Raw genomic sequence first — 19,401 nt, forward strand, 5'->3', positions numbered from 1 at the left:
CATGACTAGAACCCGCAGGATGACGGGTTGCAAGCTTCTGCGCGCCATGCCGACGGCGCTTTCTCTCGTGCTGGTGGCCGGCGGTGCGCCGGCGCTGGCGCAATCTGGCGATACGGTGTCGCGCGCGGTGGTCCAGCCGCTGCCGCCTGCCGCGTCCGACGATCTCAACGCCGCGCTGCTGCGGCTTGCGGCGGATCGGCGCGATGTCGATGCGCTGATCTCCGCCGGGCTCGCCTCGCTCTCGCTAGACGATATCGATGCGGCGATTGGCTTCTTCGGACGCGCCAAGGAATTGTCGCCCGAGAATCCCCGGATCGCCGAGGGGATGGGTGCTGCCTACGTGCGATCAGGCCGCCCGGTCGAAGCGCTGAGCCTGTTCGAGCAGGCCGATCAGGCGGGGATCGGCACCGGCACGCTATGGGCGGACCGGGGGCTCGCCTATGATCTGGTTGGCCAGAACGACGCCGCGCAGACCGCTTATCAGCGGGCGCTGCAAGGCAAGAACGACCCTGCGGTGCGGCAGCGTCTGGCGCTCAGCTACGCGATCGCGGGCAACCGCGAGGCGTTCGAGGAAGAGCTGCGACCCTTGCTGGAAGAGCGCGACTACAACGCGTACCGTACCCGTGCATTTGGCCTCGCCGTGCTCGGTCAGGCGGACGAGGCGCTGGAGATCGCCCGTGCCGTTATGCCACGCGATCTGGCGGGGCGGATGGAGCCCTACCTGCGGTTCATGCCGCGCCTGACGAAGTCGCAGCAGGCAGCGGCCGCCAATCTGGGCCTTTATCCGTCGGCCACCCGGATCGGGCGCGACGATCCGCGCATTGCGAGCGCGGCGGGTGCGGCCACGCCCGGCGCAGCCGTTCCCACGCCGAACGATGCCGGGCAGGGCGCAAGCGTAGCCAGCAGCACGCCGACCGTGCGCGACCTGCGCGATCCGCTCTCGCGCACCTTCATGCGTCCTTCGCGTACGCGCGTGGCAATCCAGATCCCGCCGCCGCCTGCTCGCCAGCCCGAACCAGAGGTACAGCCCACGCCGGAACCGCAGGTCGCTTCGCAACAGGCGGGCGAACTGGCTCCCGCAGTGCAGCAACAGGCACCGGGCGCCGCAGTTCGCGTGGCCGAAACCGCCGCTCCGTCGGGGCAGGCTGCCCCTGGCCTGATCGGCCCCGAAATGGGCCAGCCCGAATCGCGGCAGGCAGCGCCTGTCTTCGCCGCAGCCCAGACCCGCCAGCCCACCAGCCCCCCGGCGACGGGGCCGGTCGATCTGGCAGACGCTTTTGCCGACTTCGCGGAGCCGACCGGCGTCGATGTGGTCGGCGGCGATGTGGTCGATATCAGCGCGATCACGCCCAAGCGGGAGAAGAAGGAGCCGCCGCCACCGCCGCCCGCGCCGCGCCGGATCTGGCTCCAGCTGGGAATCGGCCAGGATCTCGCCCTGCTGCGCAGCGACTGGCGGCTCAAATATCGCAAGATCGATGCGCTTAAGGGGGCGGAACCCTTCACCATCGCGTGGGGTCAGACCAATCGGCTGCTGGCCGGGCCGTTCGATAGCCAGGCCGATGCGCGCAAGGCGCTCAACGCGCTGTCCGGCGACAATATCGATTCCTTCATCTGGACCAGCCCGGAAGGCGCTGCGGTCGAGCCGTTGGGCTGATCCGCCCCGGCAGTTCATCCCCTGAAAAGTGCTTTTCCCACAAGGCGTGAACAGGGTTAATGCTTTTGCACCGCTGGCTTGCCCGGCGGGTTTGCGTGCGCCCCCGTGCTTCGCCCAAGAGGTGGTGAGAAAGACAGACGGGTATAGGGATCGCCAATGGAAACCGCTTTGAACGACAATATCGGCAGCGAATACGGCGCGCCGATGGATGTGCTCGCCGCGCTGTTCGACGCGCGCGGCTGGGCGCTGGACACCCATGCCGACGAAGAGCTGGGCGGCGAAATCCAGGGGGCCTGGGTCAAGTACCAGCTGCGCGCGGTGCTCCGCCCGCAGGACGGCGTGCTGCAGCTGATCTGCCTGCCCGATATCCGGGTCAGCAAGGAACAGCTGATGCCCGCCTACGAACTGCTCAGTCTGGTCAACGAGCAGGTCTGGCTCGGGCATTTCGATATCTGGAGCCAGGGCCGCGTGCTGGTCTATCGCCACGGCGCGCTGCTGGCGGATGACGGCATGCTGTCGATCAGTCAGGCGCAGGCGCTGATCGAAAACGCGGTCGATGAATGCGACCGCTTCTATCCGGCGTTCCAGTTCGTGCTGTGGGGCAACAAATCACCCGAGGACGCGCTTGAAGCGGCGATGATCGACGCGGCGGGCGAAGCGTGAGCGAAAACCGCAGAAATGCGTCATCGAATCTGAACAGGTGTTAAGCCTAAAAAGCGCAGCTCAGCCTTGAATTTCGGGCGGTTTGTCGCGATATTGAGCGATGAACCGGCGCATATCGCAGCCGGCAAATGGAGTGGCTTGAAAATGGCTAACTGGGACGACCGCACACGGCAGGGTTTCGGCTCTGTGCCGCGCGCCGGGGGCGATGTCGCCTCGCGCACGACCTTCGATGCAGGGCTGCGCAAGTACATGCTCTCGATCTACAACTACATGTGCTCGGGCGTGCTGCTGACCGGCATCGTCGCGCTGCTTACCTATCAGTCGGGCCTCGCGGTGACTTTCGCGAGCGGGCCGCTGATGTGGATCGTCGCGCTGTCGCCGCTGGCAATCGTGTTCGCGATGAGCTTTGGCGCGCAGAAATTCAGCCAAGGCACCCTGCAGCTAATGTTCTGGGGCTTTGCGACCCTGATGGGCCTTTCGCTTTCTACGGTGTTCTTCGAGTATACGCAGGGCTCGATCGCTGCGACCTTCTTCGCGACGGCCGGCGCCTTCGCCGGGCTCAGCCTGTTCGGCTACACGACCAAGAAGGACCTGTCCGGTTGGGGCAGCTTCCTGATCATGGGTGTGATCGGCATCCTGATCGCGATGGTGATCAACATCTTCCTGCAGTCGGCTGCGCTTGAACTGGCCGTCAGCATCCTCGGCGTGCTGATCTTCGCAGGGCTCACCGCGTACGACACGCAGCGGCTCAAGAGCGACTACCAGCGCCTGCGTGGCACCAGCTGGGAAGGCAAGTCGATCATCCTGGGGGCGCTGAGCCTCTACCTCGACTTCATCAACATGTTCCTGTTCCTGCTGCGCTTCATGGGTGCGGCGCGCGATTAAACGCCGGATCCGGCAGGACGAACCCGAAACGAGACGCCCGGGGCGGATTTTCCGCTTCGGGCGTTTTCACATGCCTCGTAATGGGTTATTGGTGCCGTAACGCGAATAATGGTCGCCGCAACGCTTCCACCCCGGAGCGTCCGAGCAGATCCGCGATGGGAGCTTTTCGATTATGTCCGACGACCTGAAGTCGCCGCTGCGCATCACCTTTGTCGCTGGTGCCCTGAGCCTGCTGGCCGCCTGCGCCACGCCCGCGCCGCCGCCGCCTCCTCCGCCTCCTCCGCCACCGCCGCCAATCCCCGCGCGACCGATCCCGCCGATGGGTGCGGCTGCGACCATGCTGATTCCGCAGGTGGCGCCCGATGGCGTCCGTCAGACCGTAAACGCCTATGTGACGCCTGCGCAGACGACTTGGAACGTGCGCTCCGCCTTCAACGTGGCCGCGCTCAACTGCCTTGCGCCCCAGCACGCGAACATCCTTGAGAACTACAAGGTGTTCCTGACCAACTTCGACAAGCCGCTCGACAAGGCGAACGACAAGGTCGAGGCGGAGTTTCGCGACAAGTACGGCGATCGCAAGACGGGCCGGGCGGAACTCGATAACTACATGACCAAGGTCTACAACTATTTCACCATGCCGCCCGCCAAGCAGGCATTCTGCGATGCGGCGCTGGAATTGAGCAACGAATCCGTGCTGGTCGCACCGGCCGATCTGGAGAGCTTCTCGGCCCGCGCGCTGGCTCGGTTCGAAGGCGTGTTCGAGGATTTCTTCCGCTCCTTCGAACGCTACGAAACCAATCTCGCGACGTGGGACCGTCTCTACGGTACTCCCGCCGGGCTCTACCCCAGCTACGGGCCGACCACGCAGGTGGCCGATAATGACACCGTGCCGGGCACCGAAACCAGGGTTCTGCTCAACGCGCCGATCGACAATCCAGGCGGCCAGTCGGTGACCATCCCGCAGGAGACGCAGAGCATCGACGTGATGCCCAGCACTGCGGCCACCGAAGGCACCCAGCAGCCCACCACGGGCCAAGTCGTCCTTCCCGAGACCGCCACCGCCAGCACGGCGGGCGACCTTCAGGGCCCGCCGGCCCCGGATCCGTCGCGCTGACGAACAGAAACCCGTCGAAAGGCCTTGCGTCTCTCGGCGGGTTCGTTATTGGGCGCGCTCTCGTGCAGAAACGCATCGCGTGCTCTGCGCTTACCACACCTGAACGGGGCCGTAGCTCAGTTGGGAGAGCGCGTCGTTCGCAATGACGAGGTCAGCGGTTCGATCCCGCTCGGCTCCACCAGGTGACGGTTTTTCAGGGGCTCGCACAACCCGGTGCGGGCCTTTTTCGTTGCCATGTTCGGCGCACGCTTTCCCGCAACCGGCCAGTGGCCGCGCGCATGGCCGAGCGGAGCGGGCGAAAAACTGGCAATCCCCGTCAATTCGGCTTACCTGCGACGCAATGCATTTTCTCGATCAAGCCAAAGTCTATCTGAAGTCCGGCGCGGGCGGCCCCGGGGCCGTCAGCTTTCGGCGTGAGAAGTATATCCAGTATGGCGGCCCCGACGGCGGTAACGGCGGCAAGGGCGGCGATGTGGTGTTCGTGGCGGTCGCCGGGCTGAACACGCTGATCGATTTTCGTTACGCACAGCATTTCAAAGCCAGCCGTGGCGGACACGGCATGGGCCGCGACCGCACAGGCGCGGGTGCGGACGATCTCGTGGTCGAGGTTCCCGTGGGCACGCAGGTCCTGTCCGAGGACAAGGAAGAGATTCTTGCCGACTTCACCGAGGTCGGCCAGCGTATCACCCTGCTTCATGGCGGGATGGGCGGGCGCGGCAACGCCAGCTACAAGACCAGCACCAACCGCGCGCCGCGCCAGCACCAGCCTGGCGAGCCCGGCGAGGAGATGTGGGTGTGGCTGCGGCTCAAGCTGCTTGCCGATGTGGGGCTGGTCGGGCTGCCCAACGCGGGCAAATCGACCTTCATCAACCAGGTCACCAATACCCGCGCCAAGGTCGGCGACTATGCCTTCACCACGCTGGTGCCCAAGCTGGGCGTGGTGCGCCACAAGGGTCGTGACTTCGTGCTCGCGGATATTCCCGGCCTGATCGAAGGCGCGGCGGAAGGCGCGGGCATCGGCGACCGGTTCTTGGGCCATATCGAACGCTGCCGGGTGCTGATCCACCTGATCGACATTGCGGGTGACGACCCGGCCGAAGCGATGCGCACGGTCGAGGCCGAGCTTGAAGCCTATGGTGCCGGGCTCGAGGACAAGCCGCGCATCGTCGCGCTCAACAAGCTGGACCTTGCCGATGGCGAACTGGCCGAGGCGTTCGGCGACGAGCTGAAGGCGGCGGGTGCCGATGCGGTCTATCCCGTTTCGGGCGCGACCGGTGCGGGCGTTGAGGCGCTGCTCGATGCGGTGCTCGGCTATCTGCCCGATCGCACCGCTCTCGAGCGCGAAAGCGAGGGCGGGGTGAGCCATCCGGCCGAAGAGTCCGGGTTCGACGGGGAAGAGCCCGGCGAGGGGGAAGAGACATGGTCGCCGATCTGATTTTGGGATCGGACGAGCGCGCCGGATGACTCTGGCGCTGACCGGCGGCACCGGTTTCGTTGGGCAGGCGGTACTTGACCTGCTCGAGGATTCCGGGGAGCGGGTGCGCGTGCTCGCGCGCAAGGTGCCGGAAAACCGGCGCGGATTCCGCTGGGTCGACGGCAGCCTCAACGAACCTTTCAAGCTCGCGCATTTGGTCGCCGATGCCGAATGCGTGATCCATATTGCCGGGCTGACCCGCGCGACCAACCCCGACCATTTCGAGATCGTCAACGTTACCGGCACGCTCAACGTGGTCGAGGCGGCGGTGCGTGCGGGGGCGAAGCGGCTGGTGTTCGTCTCCTCGCTCGCCGCGCGCGAGCCTGAGCTGTCGGCCTATGGCGCGTCGAAACGCCGTGCGGAGACGATCGTTGCCGCCAGCGGGCTCGACTGGACGATCGTGCGCCCGCCGGGCGTCTATGGCCCGCGCGACACTGATTATCTGGAGATGTTCCGCGCCGCGACCAAGGGCGTGCTGCCGGTGCCTGCCGGGGGCCGCAGCTCGATGATCCATGTGCAAGACCTCGCGCGCCTGCTGCTCGCGCTGCGCGAAGGTGGGGAGGGGATTACGCACGAGATCTTCGAGCCTGACGATGGGCGCGATGGTGGCTGGACCCATGCGGATATGGCGCGCGCGATCGGCGATGCGGTGGGCAAGACGGTGTTCCCGATCCCGCTGCCCGCCTTCGCGCTCCACGCCGCGGCGATGATCGACGAGCGGGTGCGCGGCCGCAATGCGCGGCTGACCCGCGACCGCGCGGGCTACCTCGCGCACAAGGACTGGACGGTCCGCCGCGATCGCGCCGTGCCGCCTGCTGTCTGGCGACCCGAGATCCTCACCCAGAACGGCCTGCGCGACACCGCGCAATGGTATCGCGAAGCGGGGATGCTCTAGCTTACTCCATCCGGTGCTCTGCACGCTGCGGCGCTATAGGCCTCCCGATAGGGCCGGTCCCAGCACCGCTCCATTGCTTCCAGTACGTTGAGGTTGGGCGGCCAGCTTATCTCGAAAACGGTCCCGTCTGCTGCGGAGACATGTCTCTGGTCGCTATCGGGAACCTGTTTGAGGCCTTCGATCGAGCGGCGCAGGCCGTCGCGATCGCGGGCCAGGAATGCGATTGTGCCCGATACGTAGTGGTTCCAGCCGAAATCGGCATCTTCCTCGGGAGGATGGTAGGTTATCCGGAACAGGGCGATTGCCTGATCGGTCTGTCCGGCATAGGCGCGCATCTGCCCTTCGTGCCAGTAGAGGATGCTTTCATGCGCGCGCTTGGCGTAGCGCCATTCGCGGATCAGCTCGGCTGCGGCGAGCTCGCATCCTTCTTTTTTCGCGAGAGCACGCCAGCCGCCATCCATATCCTGATCGAAGGCGTCGCGGTCGAGCGCGAGCATCGCATCGAGATCGTAGGAGCAGTCGGAAGCGGCGCTTGCGGTTGAGGGGCCCGTAGCTGCTCCGGGTACGGGCTGGGTAAGGGCGAGGATCAGGGACAGCAACACCGCGCGAGGCTAGCACACGTCCGGCGGCGAGCAAGCCTCTACAGGAACGGTTCCTCGCCCGGCTTGTGGATGCCGCATTCGACCTTGTCCCACCCTTTCCACCGGCCCGAGCGCGGGTCTTCGCCCGGCGCGACCTTGTGGGTGCACGGCTCGCACCCGATCGAGGGGAAGCCACGCGCGACCAGCGGGTGGCGGGGCAGGTCGTGTTCTTCGAAATAGGCCGCGATCCGCGCGGCGTCCCAATCGATCAGCGGATTGATCTTGAGCCGACCGGCGGCATCGGAATGGTCGATCTCGAACCGGGGCAGGTCCGCACGGGTCGCCGCCTGAAACGCCTTGCGGCCGGTCAGCGTTGCGTCGAACCCGGCCAGCGCGCGAGCCAGCGGGCGGACCTTGCGCAGATCGCAGCAGCCGTCGGGGTCGTAGGACCAGCGCAGGCCGGTTTCGTCACGTTCGGCCAGCTCCGCCTCGTCCGGCGTCAGGATGCGCAAATCGGTCAGGCCGAGTTCGCCGATCAACGTGTCGCGATAGGCCAGCGTCTCGGGGAAGTGCTTCAGCGTGTCGAGAAACAGCACCGGGGTCGCCTGGTCCACCTGCGCCACCTGATGCAGCAGCACCGCGCTTTCCGCGCCGAAGCTGGAGACGATCGCGACCCGCCCCGCCAGCCCGCCGGTGAGCACGGCATCGAGGAGCGACGATGTGTCCGCATCGGCGAATCGCGTGTTGAGCAGGTCCGCCTGCTCCTGCGTGAAACGGGCGGAAGAATCGATCCGGTCGACATCGCGCGCGAGGCGTTGCGGCGCGTTCACCGCGCGTCCCCGCCACCATGCCGCAGCGCCCAGATCGGGGTGCGCGGGTCTGCCGCGCTCTGATACACTTCGGGGAAACGCGCGAAGGCGGCCTCGGCATCGGCCATATCGATGGGCGCGTCGGGCGCGAAGGCATCGAACCCGCAGCGGCGCATATAGGCCAGCTGGTCGACCAGCACGTCGCCCACCGCGCGCAGCTCGCCCGCAAAGCCCGCTTCGCGCAGAATGCGCGCGGCGGAATAGCCGCGCCCGTCGGTGAAGGCGGGGAAGGCGATGTCGACGCGGGCCAGCCGGTCGAGATGGGCGAGTAGCTCGCGCGCGTCGCCGCCCGGTTCGATCCGCACCGCGACCGCGTTGGTCTGCTCGGCAAAGGCCTCCAGCGTCACCGCAGGCTCCATGCAGGGCGTATCGTCGCGCAGGCGGATGGTGGCTGCCTCAGGCATAGAGCGCCTCCTTGAACGGGGCCATGCCGATCCGGCGGTAGGTGTCGAGGAAGCGTTCGCCATCCTCGCGTTCGCGCAGGTAGACATCGGCCGCGGTCTCGACCGCGTCGACGATGCCATGCTCGTCGAAGCCGGGGCCGGTGATCTTGGCGAGGCTGGTATCCTCCGCCTCCGATCCGCCGAGCAGCAGCTGGTAGTTCTCGGTGCCTTTGCGGTCGACGCCGAGGATGCCGATGTGCCCTGCGTGGTGGTGCCCGCAGGCGTTGATGCAGCCCGAAATCTTCAGCTTCAGCTCGCCCAGCGCGGCTTCCTTGCCATTGGCGGCGAAGCGTTCGGAGATGCGCTGCGCGATCGGGATCGAGCGGGCATTGGCGAGGCTGCAGTAGTCGAGACCGGGGCAGGCGATGATGTCGCCCAGCAGGTCCGCATTGGGGGTGCCCATGCCCGCCTCGTTGAGCGCCTGCCACAATGCGTAGAGATCGGCCTTGCTGACATGCGGCAGGACGACGTTCTGCGTGTGCATGACGCGCAGCTCGTCGAAGGAGTACTTCTGCGCGAGGTCGGCCAGCACGCGCATCTGCGCATCGGTCGCGTCGCCGGGGATGCCGCCGACCGGCTTCAGGCTGACGATGGCCGAGACGTAGCCCGGCATCTTGTGCGCATGCGTGTTGTGATCGAGCCAGACCGCGAAATCGGGGTCCGAGCGGTCCACGTCTTGGCCAGCGTCGGGCATGTCGGGGTCGCGGAAATACTTCTTGATCCGCTCCAGCTCGGCCAGCGGAGGCTCGACACCCTGCTCCAGCAGGTGGGCGAATTCCTCCTCCACCTGGCGGGTATATTCCTCCGCGCCGAGTTCATGGACCAGAATCTTGATCCGCGCCTTGTATTTGTTGTCGCGCCGTCCGTAGCGGTTGTAGACGCGCAGGCACGCCTCCGAATAGGTGACCAGCTGGTCGAGCGGTACGAAATCACGGATCAGCGGCGCGATCATCGGAGTGCGGCCCATCCCGCCGCCGACATAGAACTGCGCGCCCAGCTCTCCGTCACGCTCCACGATCCGGATGCCGATATCGTGCAGCCGCATCGCTGCGCGATCCTGTTCGCTCGCGATCACACAGATCTTGAACTTCCGGGGGAGGTAGGAAAATTCCGGGTGGAAGCTCGACCACTGGCGCAGCAGCTCGGCATAGGGGCGGGGGTCCGCCACCTCGTCCGCCGCAGCGCCCGCAAAATGGTCGGAGCTGATGTTGCGGATGCAGTTCCCGCTGGTCTGGATCGCGTGCATCTCCACGCTCGCCAGATCGGCGAGGATGTCGGCCGCGTCCTCCAGCTTGATCCAGTTGTACTGGATGTTCTGGCGGGTGGTGAAATGGCCGTAGCCGCGATCGTACTTCTCGGCGATCGTCGCCAGCATCCGCATCTGACCGCCGTTGAGCGTGCCATAGGGGATTGCCACGCGCAGCATGTAGGCGTGCAATTGCAGATACAGGCCGTTCATCAGCCGCAGCGGCTTGAACTGGTCTTCGCTCAGCTTGCCTGCCAGCCGGCGTTCGCACTGGTCGCGAAACTCGGCCACGCGGGCATCGACCATGGCCTGGTCGTATTGGTCGTAGGCGTACATCAGATTACCTGCTCGATCGCTTGCGGATCATCGGGTTTGAGAGTGAGGTCGGGGCGGACCGTGGGGCCGAGCGCGCGGACGCGCTCCTTGATATGCGAAGGGCGCGGGGTGCCGTCGGGTCCGGGTGCGGCCTCGACCACGTAGGGCACGTTTACGCGGCGTGCGGCTTCCTCGCGCGAGGCGATGGCCTCTGCGTCATCGCCCGCGTCGACCGCGTTCTCGATCAAGGTGGACCAGCCATCGCCGGTCCACCAGGTGACCGCGCCGGTCTTCAGGTCGTTGCCGGTGATGAGGTTCACTGCGCTGCCTCCATGGCCCGGGCGGCGATCTGCGCGTCGGTGCGAGCGGTGACCTCGCCGATCACGATCAGCGCCGGGGAAGTGACGCATTCGTGCTCGACGAGGTCGGGCAGGCCCGCGAGGAGCCCGCGCAGGACGCGCATGTTGGGGCGCGCGCCATTCTCGATCACCGCGACTGGCATGTCGGGCGACAGGCCGTCCGCCATCAGCTTGTCTGCGATGTCGCCTGCGGTCTTCACACCCATGTAGATCACCAGCGTGCGGCCCTTGCCGGCAAGGCCGGACCAATTCTGGTCGCTCAGCCCCTTGCACTGGCCGGCAACGAAGCTGACGATGCTGGAGGCGTCGCGGTGCGTCAGTGCGATCTGTGCCGCCGCCGCCGCGCCGTTCGCGGCGCTGATGCCGGGCACGATCTCTACGGGCAGGCCAGCGGCGCGAGCCGCCTCGGCTTCTTCACCGCCGCGCCCGAAGATCAGCGGATCGCCGCCCTTGAGCCGCACCGGAGAGCGTCCGTCCTTCGCCTCGCGCACCAGCAGGGCGTTGATGTCTTCCTGCGGGAGGGTGTGCTTCGAGCGTCGCTTGGCGACCGAGATCAACGCTGCGCCTTCGCGCGCCATCGCCAGAATTGCGGGGTCGACCAGCCCGTCGTGCACGATCAGGTCCGCCCCCTCGATCAGGCGCGCTGCGCGCAGGGTGAGGAGGTCGGGGTCGCCGGGGCCTGCGCCCACGAGGTAAATTGTGCCGGTATCTGCCATGCGAGGGTACATGGCGGGAGCGGCGGATGCGCGCCAACCAGAATGGGTTCGCGTGCGGCTAGCTATTCTTTAGCGCCTATTCCTTGGCCTCAGGCTTGTCGGATTTCGCGCGAGTCTGCTGGAGCGCCGCGATCAGCTGGTCCAGCCCTTCCGCATTGCGCAGGTTGATATCGCGCTGGGGGAAGGGGATCTCGACCTCGTGTTCCTGAAACAGGTGCCACAGCTTCTTGAGCACCGCGCTCTTCACGTTGCCCGTCCCCGCTTCAGGGTCGGTGATCCATACGTGGATGATGAAATTGACGCTGCTGTCGCCATACCCGTCCAGCCAGACGGTCGGCGGGGGGGATTTCAGCACCCGGTCGCACGACAGCGCGGCCTCCAGCATCAGCTCTTCCGCCTTGTCGATATCCGCGTGGTAGCTGATCCCGACCGGCACCTGCATCCGCACGTTGCGGCTGGAATAGGACCAGTTTTCGACCTGATTGATCATCAGGTTCTCGTTCGGGATCAGGTATTCCTTCTGGTCGCGGGTGGTGATCGAGACCGCGCGAATGCCGATCTTGCGGATCTGGCCGAAGGTGGAGACGCCCGCCTGATCCGCGATCGCGATCACGTCGCCCGGCTTGATCGACTTGTCCATCAGCAGGATGATCCCGGCGATCAGGTTGCCGAAGGTCTTCTGCAGACCGAAACCGATGGCAAGGCCGAATGCGCCGGAGAACACGGTCAGCGCGGTCAGGTCTATCCCGAGCAGGTCGATCCCTATCAGGATCGCCATGCCCCACACACCGATGGTGACGATCTTCTCCGCCAGCAGGCGGCGGGTCTGGTCGAGCCGGGTGACGCGCGCCAGCCCGAGATGCGCGAGCTTGCTGCCGAAGAACGCGAACGCGAAGACGCCGATGGTCACGGCGATGAAGACGATGCCTGACCACACCGAAATCGTCATCGAGCCCACGTCGATCGACATGCCTTGAAGCGACTGGATGACGTCGCCCACGGTCTGGCTCTGTTGGCCGACCGCTTGGGCAAGTTCGTCCGCAGCCTTCACCGAATCGGTAGGCGATGCGGAGGGCGTGGGGATGGGTGTGGCGGCAGGGGTTGACCCGTCGGTGGGCACTGCTTGCAGGATCACCTGTTCGCCCGACTGCAGCGGATCGGCGCTGGCCGTAGGCGTGGGGCTGGGGCTCGCTCCGGGATTGAGAACCGCTTCGGTTGCGGAAGTGGGGCCGACGCCAGACATCAGCTATGCTTGATCGTGGCGAAGGCGCGGTCAAGGTCCGCGATCAGGTCATCCGCATCTTCCAGCCCGATGGCGAGGCGAATGCCGAGGTGATCTTCCTCGCGCCAGCCGGGCTTGGGCCAGGCGCTTGCGCTGCGGATGCGCGCGGCATCGAAGGGCAGGGCAAGGCTTTCGAACCCGCCCCAGCTATAACCGATGCCGAACAGCTCCAGCGTGTCGACGAACGCGGCGCGCTGTTCGCTGGTGTGACCGGCCAGCACGAAGCTGAACAATCCGCATCCGCCGCTGAAATCGCGCGCCCACAGATCGTGGCCGGGCGACCCTTCCACCATCGGGCAAAGCACATGCGCGACCTCGGCGCGGGCTTTGAGCCAGTGTGCGATTTTCAGCGCGCTGGCGGTGCTCTGCCTGAGGCGTAGCGGCATGGTGCGCAGGCCCCGGGCGACCAGCGCGGCATCGTCGGGCGAGACCACCTGGCCGAGGCTTTGCGCGGTATGGCGTAGCTTGGCGTAATACTTGGCCCCAGCGCTCGCCGCGCCCATCATCACGTCAGAATGGCCGCCCGCATGCTTGGTCAGCGCGGTAATGGTGATGTCGCAGCCATGCTCCAGCGCGGGAAAGCCCAGCCCGGTGGCCCAGGTATTGTCGATCAGGACGGCCGCGCCCTTATCCTTTGCGATTGCCGCAAGGCGCGGGACGTCGGGCACTTCCATCGTCAGGCTGCCGGGCGTCTCCAGCATCACCGCGGTGGTCCGGTCGTCGAAGGCGGCTGCGTAGGCGTCGTGATCGGCGGGATCGAAGAAGCGCGCTTCCACGCCCCACCGCTTGAGCAGGCCGGATGCGATCGAGCGCGTCGGTTCGTAGACATTGTCCTGCACCAGCAGGACGTCGCCAGGCTCCAGCACGCTCATCATCGCGCCTGCCAGCGCGGCGGTGCCGCTGGGATAGAGCATGGTGCCCTCGGCCCCCGGCTCCAGCTGCGTCAGCGCTTCGGCCAGCGACCACTGGGTCGGCGCGCCGCGGCGGCCATAGTGGAAATGACCGTCCTCGTTATGCGCCAGCGCGGCGATCCGGTCGGCTTCGCTTTCGTAAAGATGCGTGCTGCCGCGCCAGATCGGCGGATTGACCACCGGGCCGGTCCACTCCTCGCGCCGCCCGGCGAGGACGGCCGCAGTGCTGGCTCCGGTCGGTTTGTCGATCTTGCTCAGCGGGCTTCTCCGGTTTCCTTGGGTGTGTCGGGGTCTGCGCCCCATTCGCTCCAGCTGCCGTCATAGAGAGCGGTCTGCGGAGCGCCGAGCAGCCGCAACGCGAACAGCAGGACCGACGCGGTCACGCCGCTGCCGCAGGTGGCGACGATCGGGCGATCGAGATCGAGCCCTGCCTTGTCGAACAGCGCGCGCAGCGTCTCGGGATCGCGAAACGTGCCGTCCTCCGCCAGCACATCGCGGAAGAACAGGTGCCGTGCGCCGGGAATGTGCCCGCCGGGCAGGCCGTGCACGGCGTCTTCGACGCTGCCGGTGAAGCGGCCAGCATCGCGCGCGTCGACCACCTGCTCGCGGTGATCGTCAAGATTGGCGAGCATCGCGGCCTTGTCGCGAAGGTCCGTGATCCGCACCGTGGTCGCCGGGCGATCCATCGCGGCTATCTCGGGCGTCCCGCTTTCCAGCGGCCGACCCTCGGCCTTCCACTTGGCCAGCCCGCCGTCGAGCACCGCGATATTGCCGAGGCCTGCGAGGTCGAGCAGCACCCACGCCCGGCACGCGCTGCGTAGATCGGAATCGTCGTACAGCACGATCCGCGTCTGCGGGCCGATACCGCGTTCGCCCAGCCAGCGCGCGACCCGTTCACCGTCGGGCACCTTGCCGGGCAGGGCGGAGGCGGGATCGTGCAGCCCGGCGAGGTCGAGGAAGCGGGCGCCGGGGATATGCGCGGTTTCGAATTCGGCGCGCGCATCGCGCTCGGCCATCGGCAGGTGCAGCGAGGCATCGAGCACCGCGAGGTCGGGCGCGGCCAGCTCTTCGGCCAGCCGCTCGGTCGAAACGAGCATGTCCATTGCCAGCGCGGATAGCCGGTCGGCCCCCGGCTTGTCGAGCGCTCAGGCGAGTGCGCGGGTGGTCAGCTGCGAATAGGTGCGCGGGCCTTCGTCGAGCCGGAACGGGGCAGGGCGCGCGGCGGTGCCTGCCGGTTTGGTGCCGATGACGAAGGTATGCGCGGAGGGCTTCTGCTCCGCAATGTGCACGGTCAGCCGCATCAGCGGGACGAACACGGGCACCTGGCCCTGCTGCAGCGCGCGCACCTCGCTCAAGGGAAGCCGCAATTCCCCGCGAATGACCGCCCGCTCGCCCGGATCGAGATGGTCGATCGTGTGCAGTTCGGGGTAGGAGTGGTGGGGATCGGCGACCTGCTGCGAGGTCGGCACGCGCCCGTGGGCGGTGGTCAGATCGCCCGCGACGCGGACCTGCGAGATCGGCGCGCGCCCGCGATTGACGATCGTCAGGCGGTACGCGACCGTCGCGTTGACCACGCTGCGGCTGAGCGTGGTGGCATGCGCTTCAATGCCCAGCGAAGCCGCTTCGAGGCGCGGGAGCGCGCTATGCTTGTGGATTTCGCGCAGCGGCGGGCCGGAAAGGTCGGCCGGAGCGGCTTGCACCTCGGCCCGGGCACGCCTGCGCCGACGGGCCGCGAACAGGATGATCGCGCCGAGCAGCAGCGCGAGCCCCGCCATCAGCGCACCCCACAGCCAGCCCGGCGTTCCTTCGTTGTCGGACGATGCGCCAAACGCGTCGACAGGCTGCGCCGTGTCATCGGGCACGGTCTCGGGCAGAACATTGGCAGGCAGAGCGGCGTCGGGTTCGGGAGCGGTTTCCTGCGCACCGGTATCGACTACGCCAGTATCGCCCGGCGCAGAGCCGGCCCCGGAATCCTGGCTGTCAGCGCTCGCGCGGGAAGGCGCGCTGGCTCTCGGCGCGGGTTCGGCCAGAACTTCGCGGGTGGAAACGGGCGCATCGCTGGTCGGCAGGTTCGGGCGGGCCGAACGGGTGGCGCTCGGCTGGGGGCGCGGAGTCTCGGACGCGCGCGGAGATGCGCTGGGGCGCGGCGTGACGGCTGGCGTCGGCGTGGCCGTCGGCGGCAGGATCACGCGCGGCGCGCTGCGGTTTTCTCCCTCCAGATCGATCGGCCCCTGCGCCTGCGGGCGCGCGGTGGGCGTCGCGTCGGGATCGGGCGGCAGCTGAAAGTCGCTGGCGGACTGCGCATGGGCAGCCGTGGCGGCGAAGAACAGCAGGCAGGGGAAAAGGGCGCGTCTCATCAATTCGGACTTCGGAGCAGGAGAAAGATGCCGGTACACCGGGCAGGGCGGCGCTGAATAGGCGGTGAATCGCCGCTACGCAAAGGCTTGCTTGTGCCGCGCGCACGATGAAGGCAAGGACGCGGCATGAGCGACACATCCAACGACCCGCAGACCGGCACCACTCCGCGCTTTCTCGGCCAATCGACCGGCCTGCCTGCAAGCCCCGAAGAAGCCGAGCTGGATTACGTGCCCAATCCGCGCGAGGGTTCGCTGTACATGGTGCGCTTCTCCGCGCCCGAATTCACCTCGCTATGCCCGGTCACCGGCCAGCCCGACTTTGCGCATCTGGTGATCGACTATGCCCCGCAGGCGACCATCGTCGAATCCAAGAGCCTCAAGCTGTTCCTCGGTTCTTTCCGCAACCATTGCGGCTTTCACGAGGATGTGACCGTGGGCATCGGCCAGCGGCTGTTCGACGAGATGGCCCCGCGCTGGCTGCGGATCGGCGGCTACTGGTATCCGCGCGGGGGCATCCCGATCGACGTGTTCTGGCAGAGCGGGCCAGTGCCCGAAGGCCTGTGGGTGCCCGAACAGGGCGTCCAGAACTATCGCGGTCGCGGCTGACGGCTCCGGCCCGGCTACGTGACGATTATGACACAGCCGACCGGCTGGTTCGCGGATTCTCCGAACTGACGCAAATGCGTCAAGCAGGCGTAAAACTCCCCTCCTAACGGCGCCCCACAGGGATCAAGCCTAGGGGTTTTACTGATGAAGAAGATGCGTTTCGCCACGCGGGTTGGCATAATTTCGCTCGCCACCGCTCTTGCCGCACCGGCAATCGCGGGTGAGGTCGGCGGCTATGTCGTCGACGGGAGCGATACGGTCGCACTGCGTTCCGCCCAGGTGCGGATCGTCGAACTCAACCGTTCCGCCACGACCGATCGCGACGGCTCGTTCCTCTTCACCGACGTTCCCGAAGGCGAATACACGATCGAGGCGAGCTATGTCGGCGCGCAGACCGTCAGCGAGACGGTCAGCGTGCCCGCGACCGGAGAGATCGACGTCACGCTGCAGCTGTCGCCGGTCGATGGCGGCCACGAGATGATCCTGGTGGTCGGGCAGCGCGCCAACCAGGCAAGCGCGCTCAACATGAAGCGCGAGGCCGACGGTGTCAGCGACGTGATCACCCGCGATGCGATCGGTCAGTTTCCCGACCAGAACGTGGCCGAATCGCTGCGCCGCGTCCCCGGCGTCAACGTGCTCGACGATCAGGGCGAAGGCCGCTTCGTGAGCGTGCGCGGGCTCGACCCCGATCTCGTCTCGACCTCGCTCAATGGCGTGCGCGTGCCGTCGCCCGAAAGCGACGTGCGCTCGGTCGCGCTCGACGTGATTTCCAGCGACATCATCGAATCGATCGAAGTGAAGAAGTCGCTGACCCCCGACATGGACGGCGACACGATCGGCGCCTCGGTCGAGATCGAGACGACCAGCGCGTTCGACCGCCGCAAGAGCCTGCTGACAGCCAAGATCGAGGGCAGCTACAACGACTACGCCGACCATATCAGCCCCAAGGGCAGCGTCGATTTCGCCACCCGGCTGGGCGACAATGTCGGCGTTTCGGGCGGCCTTTCCTATTACAAGCGCAAGTTCGAAACCGACAATATCGAGGCGGACGACTATTCGGACGCGGGGATGATCTTTCCCACCGAAGTTCAGTATCGCGACTATGACGTGGAGCGCGAGCGGATCAGCGCCTCGCTCAACTTCGATTTCCGCGCCGGCGACAGCACGAAGCTGTACGTACGCGGCATCTACAGCCAGTTCGACGACCAGGAATATCGCCGCCGCACGACCTTCGATCTCGGCGACTTCGAGGATTTCGGTCCCACCACCATCACGGCCAACGGCGCGACCTTCAGCGACGCAACCATCGACGATCCGTCCGAACCGGGCGAGGATCTGCGCCAGCGGATCGGGGTCGAGCGTGACATCAAGGATCGCCTCGAATCGCAGAAGATCCGCTCGATCGTGGTTGGCGGTGAAAGCGACTGGGGCGACTGGTTCGCGGAATATTCGGGCAGCTGGGCCAAGTCGTCCGAAACCGAGGAAGGCAACGTCGACCCGGCCGAATTCCGTCAGCGGTTCTCCGACGACGGGCTGACCCTGGGCTTCGACTATTCGGACCAGCGCCGCCCGATCTATTCGGTCATCGCCGATCCGGGCAGCTTCTACGATCCGTCCGAATATGAGCTCAACGATATCGAGCTGACCGCGCTGTCCGACGCGCAAGACGAGGAATACGCCGCCAAGTTCGACCTAGGCCGCCGCTTCGCGATGGATCGCGGGGAGTTCACGGTGCAGGCGGGCTTCAAAGGCCGCTGGCGCGACAAGACCTATAACAAGGAGGTCGAGTTCTACGAATACGACGGCCCGGGCACGTTCTCGCTGGCCGACGTTCTCGGCACCCAGACCTACCGCATCACCGACATCTCGCCGGTCGCCAGCTACACCGGGGCGAGCGACTATTTCCGCGCCAATTTCGACGATTTCGAGCTCCAGCCGGTTGATAGCGATTTCGACAGCGCGGTGGAGGATTATTCGGTCTCCGAAGACATCCTCGCCGGGTATCTGCTCGGCCGATACGACAGTTCCACCCTGCGCGTGATCGGCGGGGTGCGGTTCGAGAACACGCGCAACTCCATCCTCGGCAACACGGTGACGCTGATCGAGGAAGACGGCACGCTGCCCGGCGGCGGCACGGCGAGCGAAGACACCGTCATCGTCAGCCCGGTCGCGTTCGAGAAGGACTACGACAGCTGGCTGCCCAGCCTCAACATCCGCTGGGAAGCGCAGCCCAACCTGATCCTGCGTCTGGCCGGGTACAAGAGCTTGGTCCGCCCCAAGCTCAGCAAGCTCGCCCCGCGCTTCGCGGTCGAGCAGAACGACGATGACGAGCGTGAAGGCGAATTCGGGAACCCCGCGCTCGATCCCTATCGTGCGTGGAACTTCGACGCCTCGCTGGAATACTACATGAACAGCAATGGCGCGCTGACGGGTGCGGTATTCTACAAGGATATCAAGGACTACATCGTCGACACCGTGCAGCGGGACGGGGTCTTCAACGGCATCGCCTACGACGAGGCGGTGATCCCGATCAACGGCGACGAAGCCAAGGTCTTCGGGTTCGAAGCCAGCTTCGCCCAGTCGCTCAGCTTCCTGCCGAGCCCGCTGGATGGGCTGCTGGTCCAGGCCAACTACACCTATACCGATGCGACGGGCACGGTGTTCACCGATGGCGACCAGACCGACCCGCGCGAAATCCCGCTGCCTGCGACCGCGCGCCACACGTTCAACGTGGTGCTCGGCTACGACAAGGGGCCGCTCGATATCCGCCTGGCGGGCACCTATCGCGACCGCTATCTCGACGAGATCGCCGACGAGGCCGCGCTCGACCGGTATGTCGACAACCGCTTCCAGCTCGATCTGAGCGCGAAGTACAAGCTGACCAAGAACATCAAGCTGTTCTACGAATGGGTCAACATCAACAACGCCAAGTACTACGCCTACAACAATTTCGGCGGCCAGCGGAATCCCTACCAGTTCGAGGAATATAGCTGGACGATGAAGGGCGGCGTAAGGGTGACCTTCTGATGCG

The 19,401-nt window shown here is 66.2% G+C and carries 18 protein-coding genes and 1 tRNA gene; 9 read left to right on the forward strand and 10 right to left on the reverse strand.

What is annotated here, in order from left to right:
* Positions 1–46: 46 nt before the first annotated feature.
* The 7 genes from VO57_007760 to VO57_007790 all read left to right on the forward strand — a co-directional run bounded on the left by VO57_007760 (position 47) and on the right by VO57_007790 (position 6,685).
* Complete coding sequence (locus VO57_007760) at positions 47–1,654, forward strand: tetratricopeptide repeat protein (protein ID XBL71220.1); 1,608 nt, start codon at positions 47–49, stop codon at positions 1,652–1,654.
* A 156-nt stretch (positions 1,655–1,810) separates the two neighbouring features.
* On the forward strand, positions 1,811–2,317 hold the full coding sequence (locus VO57_007765) for a YbjN domain-containing protein (protein ID XBL71221.1): 507 nt from the start codon (positions 1,811–1,813) through the stop codon (positions 2,315–2,317).
* A gap of 144 nt (positions 2,318–2,461) precedes the next feature.
* On the forward strand, positions 2,462–3,202 hold the full coding sequence (locus tag VO57_007770) for a Bax inhibitor-1/YccA family protein (protein ID XBL71222.1): 741 nt from the start codon (positions 2,462–2,464) through the stop codon (positions 3,200–3,202).
* A 172-nt stretch (positions 3,203–3,374) separates the two neighbouring features.
* Positions 3,375–4,316, forward strand: coding sequence for a hypothetical protein (locus VO57_007775; protein XBL71223.1), 942 nt, complete (start codon positions 3,375–3,377; stop codon positions 4,314–4,316).
* A 105-nt stretch (positions 4,317–4,421) separates the two neighbouring features.
* Positions 4,422–4,497 (forward strand) — tRNA-Ala (locus VO57_007780).
* A gap of 159 nt (positions 4,498–4,656) precedes the next feature.
* On the forward strand, positions 4,657–5,751 hold the full coding sequence (obgE, locus tag VO57_007785) for a GTPase ObgE (protein ID XBL71224.1): 1,095 nt from the start codon (positions 4,657–4,659) through the stop codon (positions 5,749–5,751).
* A gap of 25 nt (positions 5,752–5,776) precedes the next feature.
* Positions 5,777–6,685, forward strand: a complete 909-nt coding sequence (locus tag VO57_007790) for an NAD(P)-dependent oxidoreductase (protein XBL71225.1) — start codon at positions 5,777–5,779, stop codon at positions 6,683–6,685.
* Here VO57_007790 and VO57_007795 read toward each other — a convergent pair.
* The 10 genes from VO57_007795 to VO57_007840 all read right to left on the reverse strand — a co-directional run bounded on the left by VO57_007795 (position 6,682) and on the right by VO57_007840 (position 15,764).
* Positions 6,682–7,287 carry a hypothetical protein gene (locus VO57_007795; GenBank protein XBL71226.1) on the reverse strand — a complete coding sequence of 202 codons (606 nt, stop codon included), beginning with the start codon at positions 7,285–7,287 and terminating at the stop codon, positions 6,682–6,684. The two genes, VO57_007790 and VO57_007795, sit on opposite strands and share 4 nt — an antisense overlap.
* Before the next feature lie 38 nt (positions 7,288–7,325).
* Positions 7,326–8,096: a phosphoadenylyl-sulfate reductase gene (locus tag VO57_007800; GenBank protein ID XBL71227.1), complete on the reverse strand. Its 771-nt coding sequence runs from the start codon at positions 8,094–8,096 to the stop codon at positions 7,326–7,328.
* Positions 8,093–8,539, reverse strand: coding sequence for a DUF934 domain-containing protein (locus tag VO57_007805; protein XBL71228.1), 447 nt, complete (start codon positions 8,537–8,539; stop codon positions 8,093–8,095). The genes VO57_007800 and VO57_007805 overlap by 4 nt, the downstream gene beginning before the upstream one ends.
* Entirely contained in the window at positions 8,532–10,160 is a 1,629-nt protein-coding gene (locus VO57_007810; GenBank protein ID XBL71229.1) for a nitrite/sulfite reductase, read from the reverse strand. The genes VO57_007805 and VO57_007810 overlap by 8 nt, the downstream gene beginning before the upstream one ends.
* Entirely contained in the window at positions 10,160–10,459 is a 300-nt protein-coding gene (locus tag VO57_007815) for a DUF2849 domain-containing protein (protein XBL71230.1), read from the reverse strand. Before VO57_007815 ends, VO57_007810 begins: the two co-directional genes overlap by 1 nt.
* Positions 10,456–11,214 (reverse strand): uroporphyrinogen-III C-methyltransferase, encoded by a 759-nt coding sequence (gene cobA / locus VO57_007820; GenBank protein XBL71231.1) that lies wholly within the window; start codon positions 11,212–11,214, stop codon positions 10,456–10,458. The genes VO57_007815 and cobA overlap by 4 nt, the downstream gene beginning before the upstream one ends.
* A gap of 76 nt (positions 11,215–11,290) precedes the next feature.
* Positions 11,291–12,460, reverse strand: a complete 1,170-nt coding sequence (locus VO57_007825) for a mechanosensitive ion channel domain-containing protein (GenBank protein XBL71310.1) — start codon at positions 12,458–12,460, stop codon at positions 11,291–11,293.
* A complete protein-coding gene (gene metC, locus VO57_007830) occupies positions 12,457–13,710 on the reverse strand; it encodes a cystathionine beta-lyase (GenBank protein ID XBL71232.1) in 1,254 nt (417 codons plus the stop codon). Before metC ends, VO57_007825 begins: the two co-directional genes overlap by 4 nt.
* The gene (locus tag VO57_007835) at positions 13,662–14,510 is read right to left on the reverse strand and encodes a sulfurtransferase (protein XBL71233.1); all 849 of its coding nucleotides are present in this window, start codon (positions 14,508–14,510) and stop codon (positions 13,662–13,664) included. The genes metC and VO57_007835 overlap by 49 nt, the downstream gene beginning before the upstream one ends.
* Before the next feature lie 42 nt (positions 14,511–14,552).
* A complete protein-coding gene (locus tag VO57_007840) occupies positions 14,553–15,764 on the reverse strand; it encodes a hypothetical protein (GenBank protein XBL71234.1) in 1,212 nt (403 codons plus the stop codon).
* A 126-nt stretch (positions 15,765–15,890) separates the two neighbouring features.
* On the opposite strand from VO57_007840, the gene queF reads away from it, so the two are divergent.
* A complete protein-coding gene (gene queF, locus VO57_007845; GenBank protein XBL71235.1) occupies positions 15,891–16,370 on the forward strand; it encodes a preQ(1) synthase in 480 nt (159 codons plus the stop codon).
* Positions 16,371–16,514: 144 nt separating this feature from the next.
* The gene (locus VO57_007850; GenBank protein ID XBL71236.1) at positions 16,515–19,397 is read left to right on the forward strand and encodes a TonB-dependent receptor; all 2,883 of its coding nucleotides are present in this window, start codon (positions 16,515–16,517) and stop codon (positions 19,395–19,397) included.
* Positions 19,398–19,401: the final 4 nt, after the last annotated feature.

Source organism: Citromicrobium bathyomarinum (genome assembly GCA_001306305.2).
Classification (GTDB): Bacteria; Pseudomonadota; Alphaproteobacteria; order Sphingomonadales; family Sphingomonadaceae; genus Alteriqipengyuania; species Alteriqipengyuania bathyomarina.

Bases quoted from the DNA above. Each gene is read 5' to 3' on its own strand.
- VO57_007810 (XBL71229.1), bottom strand. From the start codon at position 10,160: ATGTACGCCTACGACCAATACGACCAGGCCATGGTCGATGCCCGCGTG.
- VO57_007760 (XBL71220.1), top strand. From the start codon at position 47: ATGCCGACGGCGCTTTCTCTCGTGCTGGTGGCCGGCGGTGCGCCGGCG.
- VO57_007805 (XBL71228.1), bottom strand. From the start codon at position 8,539: ATGCCTGAGGCAGCCACCATCCGCCTGCGCGACGATACGCCCTGCATG.
- VO57_007775 (XBL71223.1), top strand. From the start codon at position 3,375: ATGTCCGACGACCTGAAGTCGCCGCTGCGCATCACCTTTGTCGCTGGT.
- metC (XBL71232.1), bottom strand. From the start codon at position 13,710: ATGGGGCGCAGACCCCGACACACCCAAGGAAACCGGAGAAGCCCGCTG.
- VO57_007850 (XBL71236.1), top strand. From the start codon at position 16,515: ATGAAGAAGATGCGTTTCGCCACGCGGGTTGGCATAATTTCGCTCGCC.
- cobA (XBL71231.1), bottom strand. From the start codon at position 11,214: ATGGCAGATACCGGCACAATTTACCTCGTGGGCGCAGGCCCCGGCGAC.
- obgE (XBL71224.1), top strand. From the start codon at position 4,657: ATGCATTTTCTCGATCAAGCCAAAGTCTATCTGAAGTCCGGCGCGGGC.
- queF (XBL71235.1), top strand. From the start codon at position 15,891: ATGAGCGACACATCCAACGACCCGCAGACCGGCACCACTCCGCGCTTT.
- VO57_007835 (XBL71233.1), bottom strand. From the start codon at position 14,510: ATGGACATGCTCGTTTCGACCGAGCGGCTGGCCGAAGAGCTGGCCGCG.
- VO57_007770 (XBL71222.1), top strand. From the start codon at position 2,462: ATGGCTAACTGGGACGACCGCACACGGCAGGGTTTCGGCTCTGTGCCG.
- VO57_007840 (XBL71234.1), bottom strand. From the start codon at position 15,764: ATGAGACGCGCCCTTTTCCCCTGCCTGCTGTTCTTCGCCGCCACGGCT.
- VO57_007765 (XBL71221.1), top strand. From the start codon at position 1,811: ATGGAAACCGCTTTGAACGACAATATCGGCAGCGAATACGGCGCGCCG.
- VO57_007790 (XBL71225.1), top strand. From the start codon at position 5,777: ATGACTCTGGCGCTGACCGGCGGCACCGGTTTCGTTGGGCAGGCGGTA.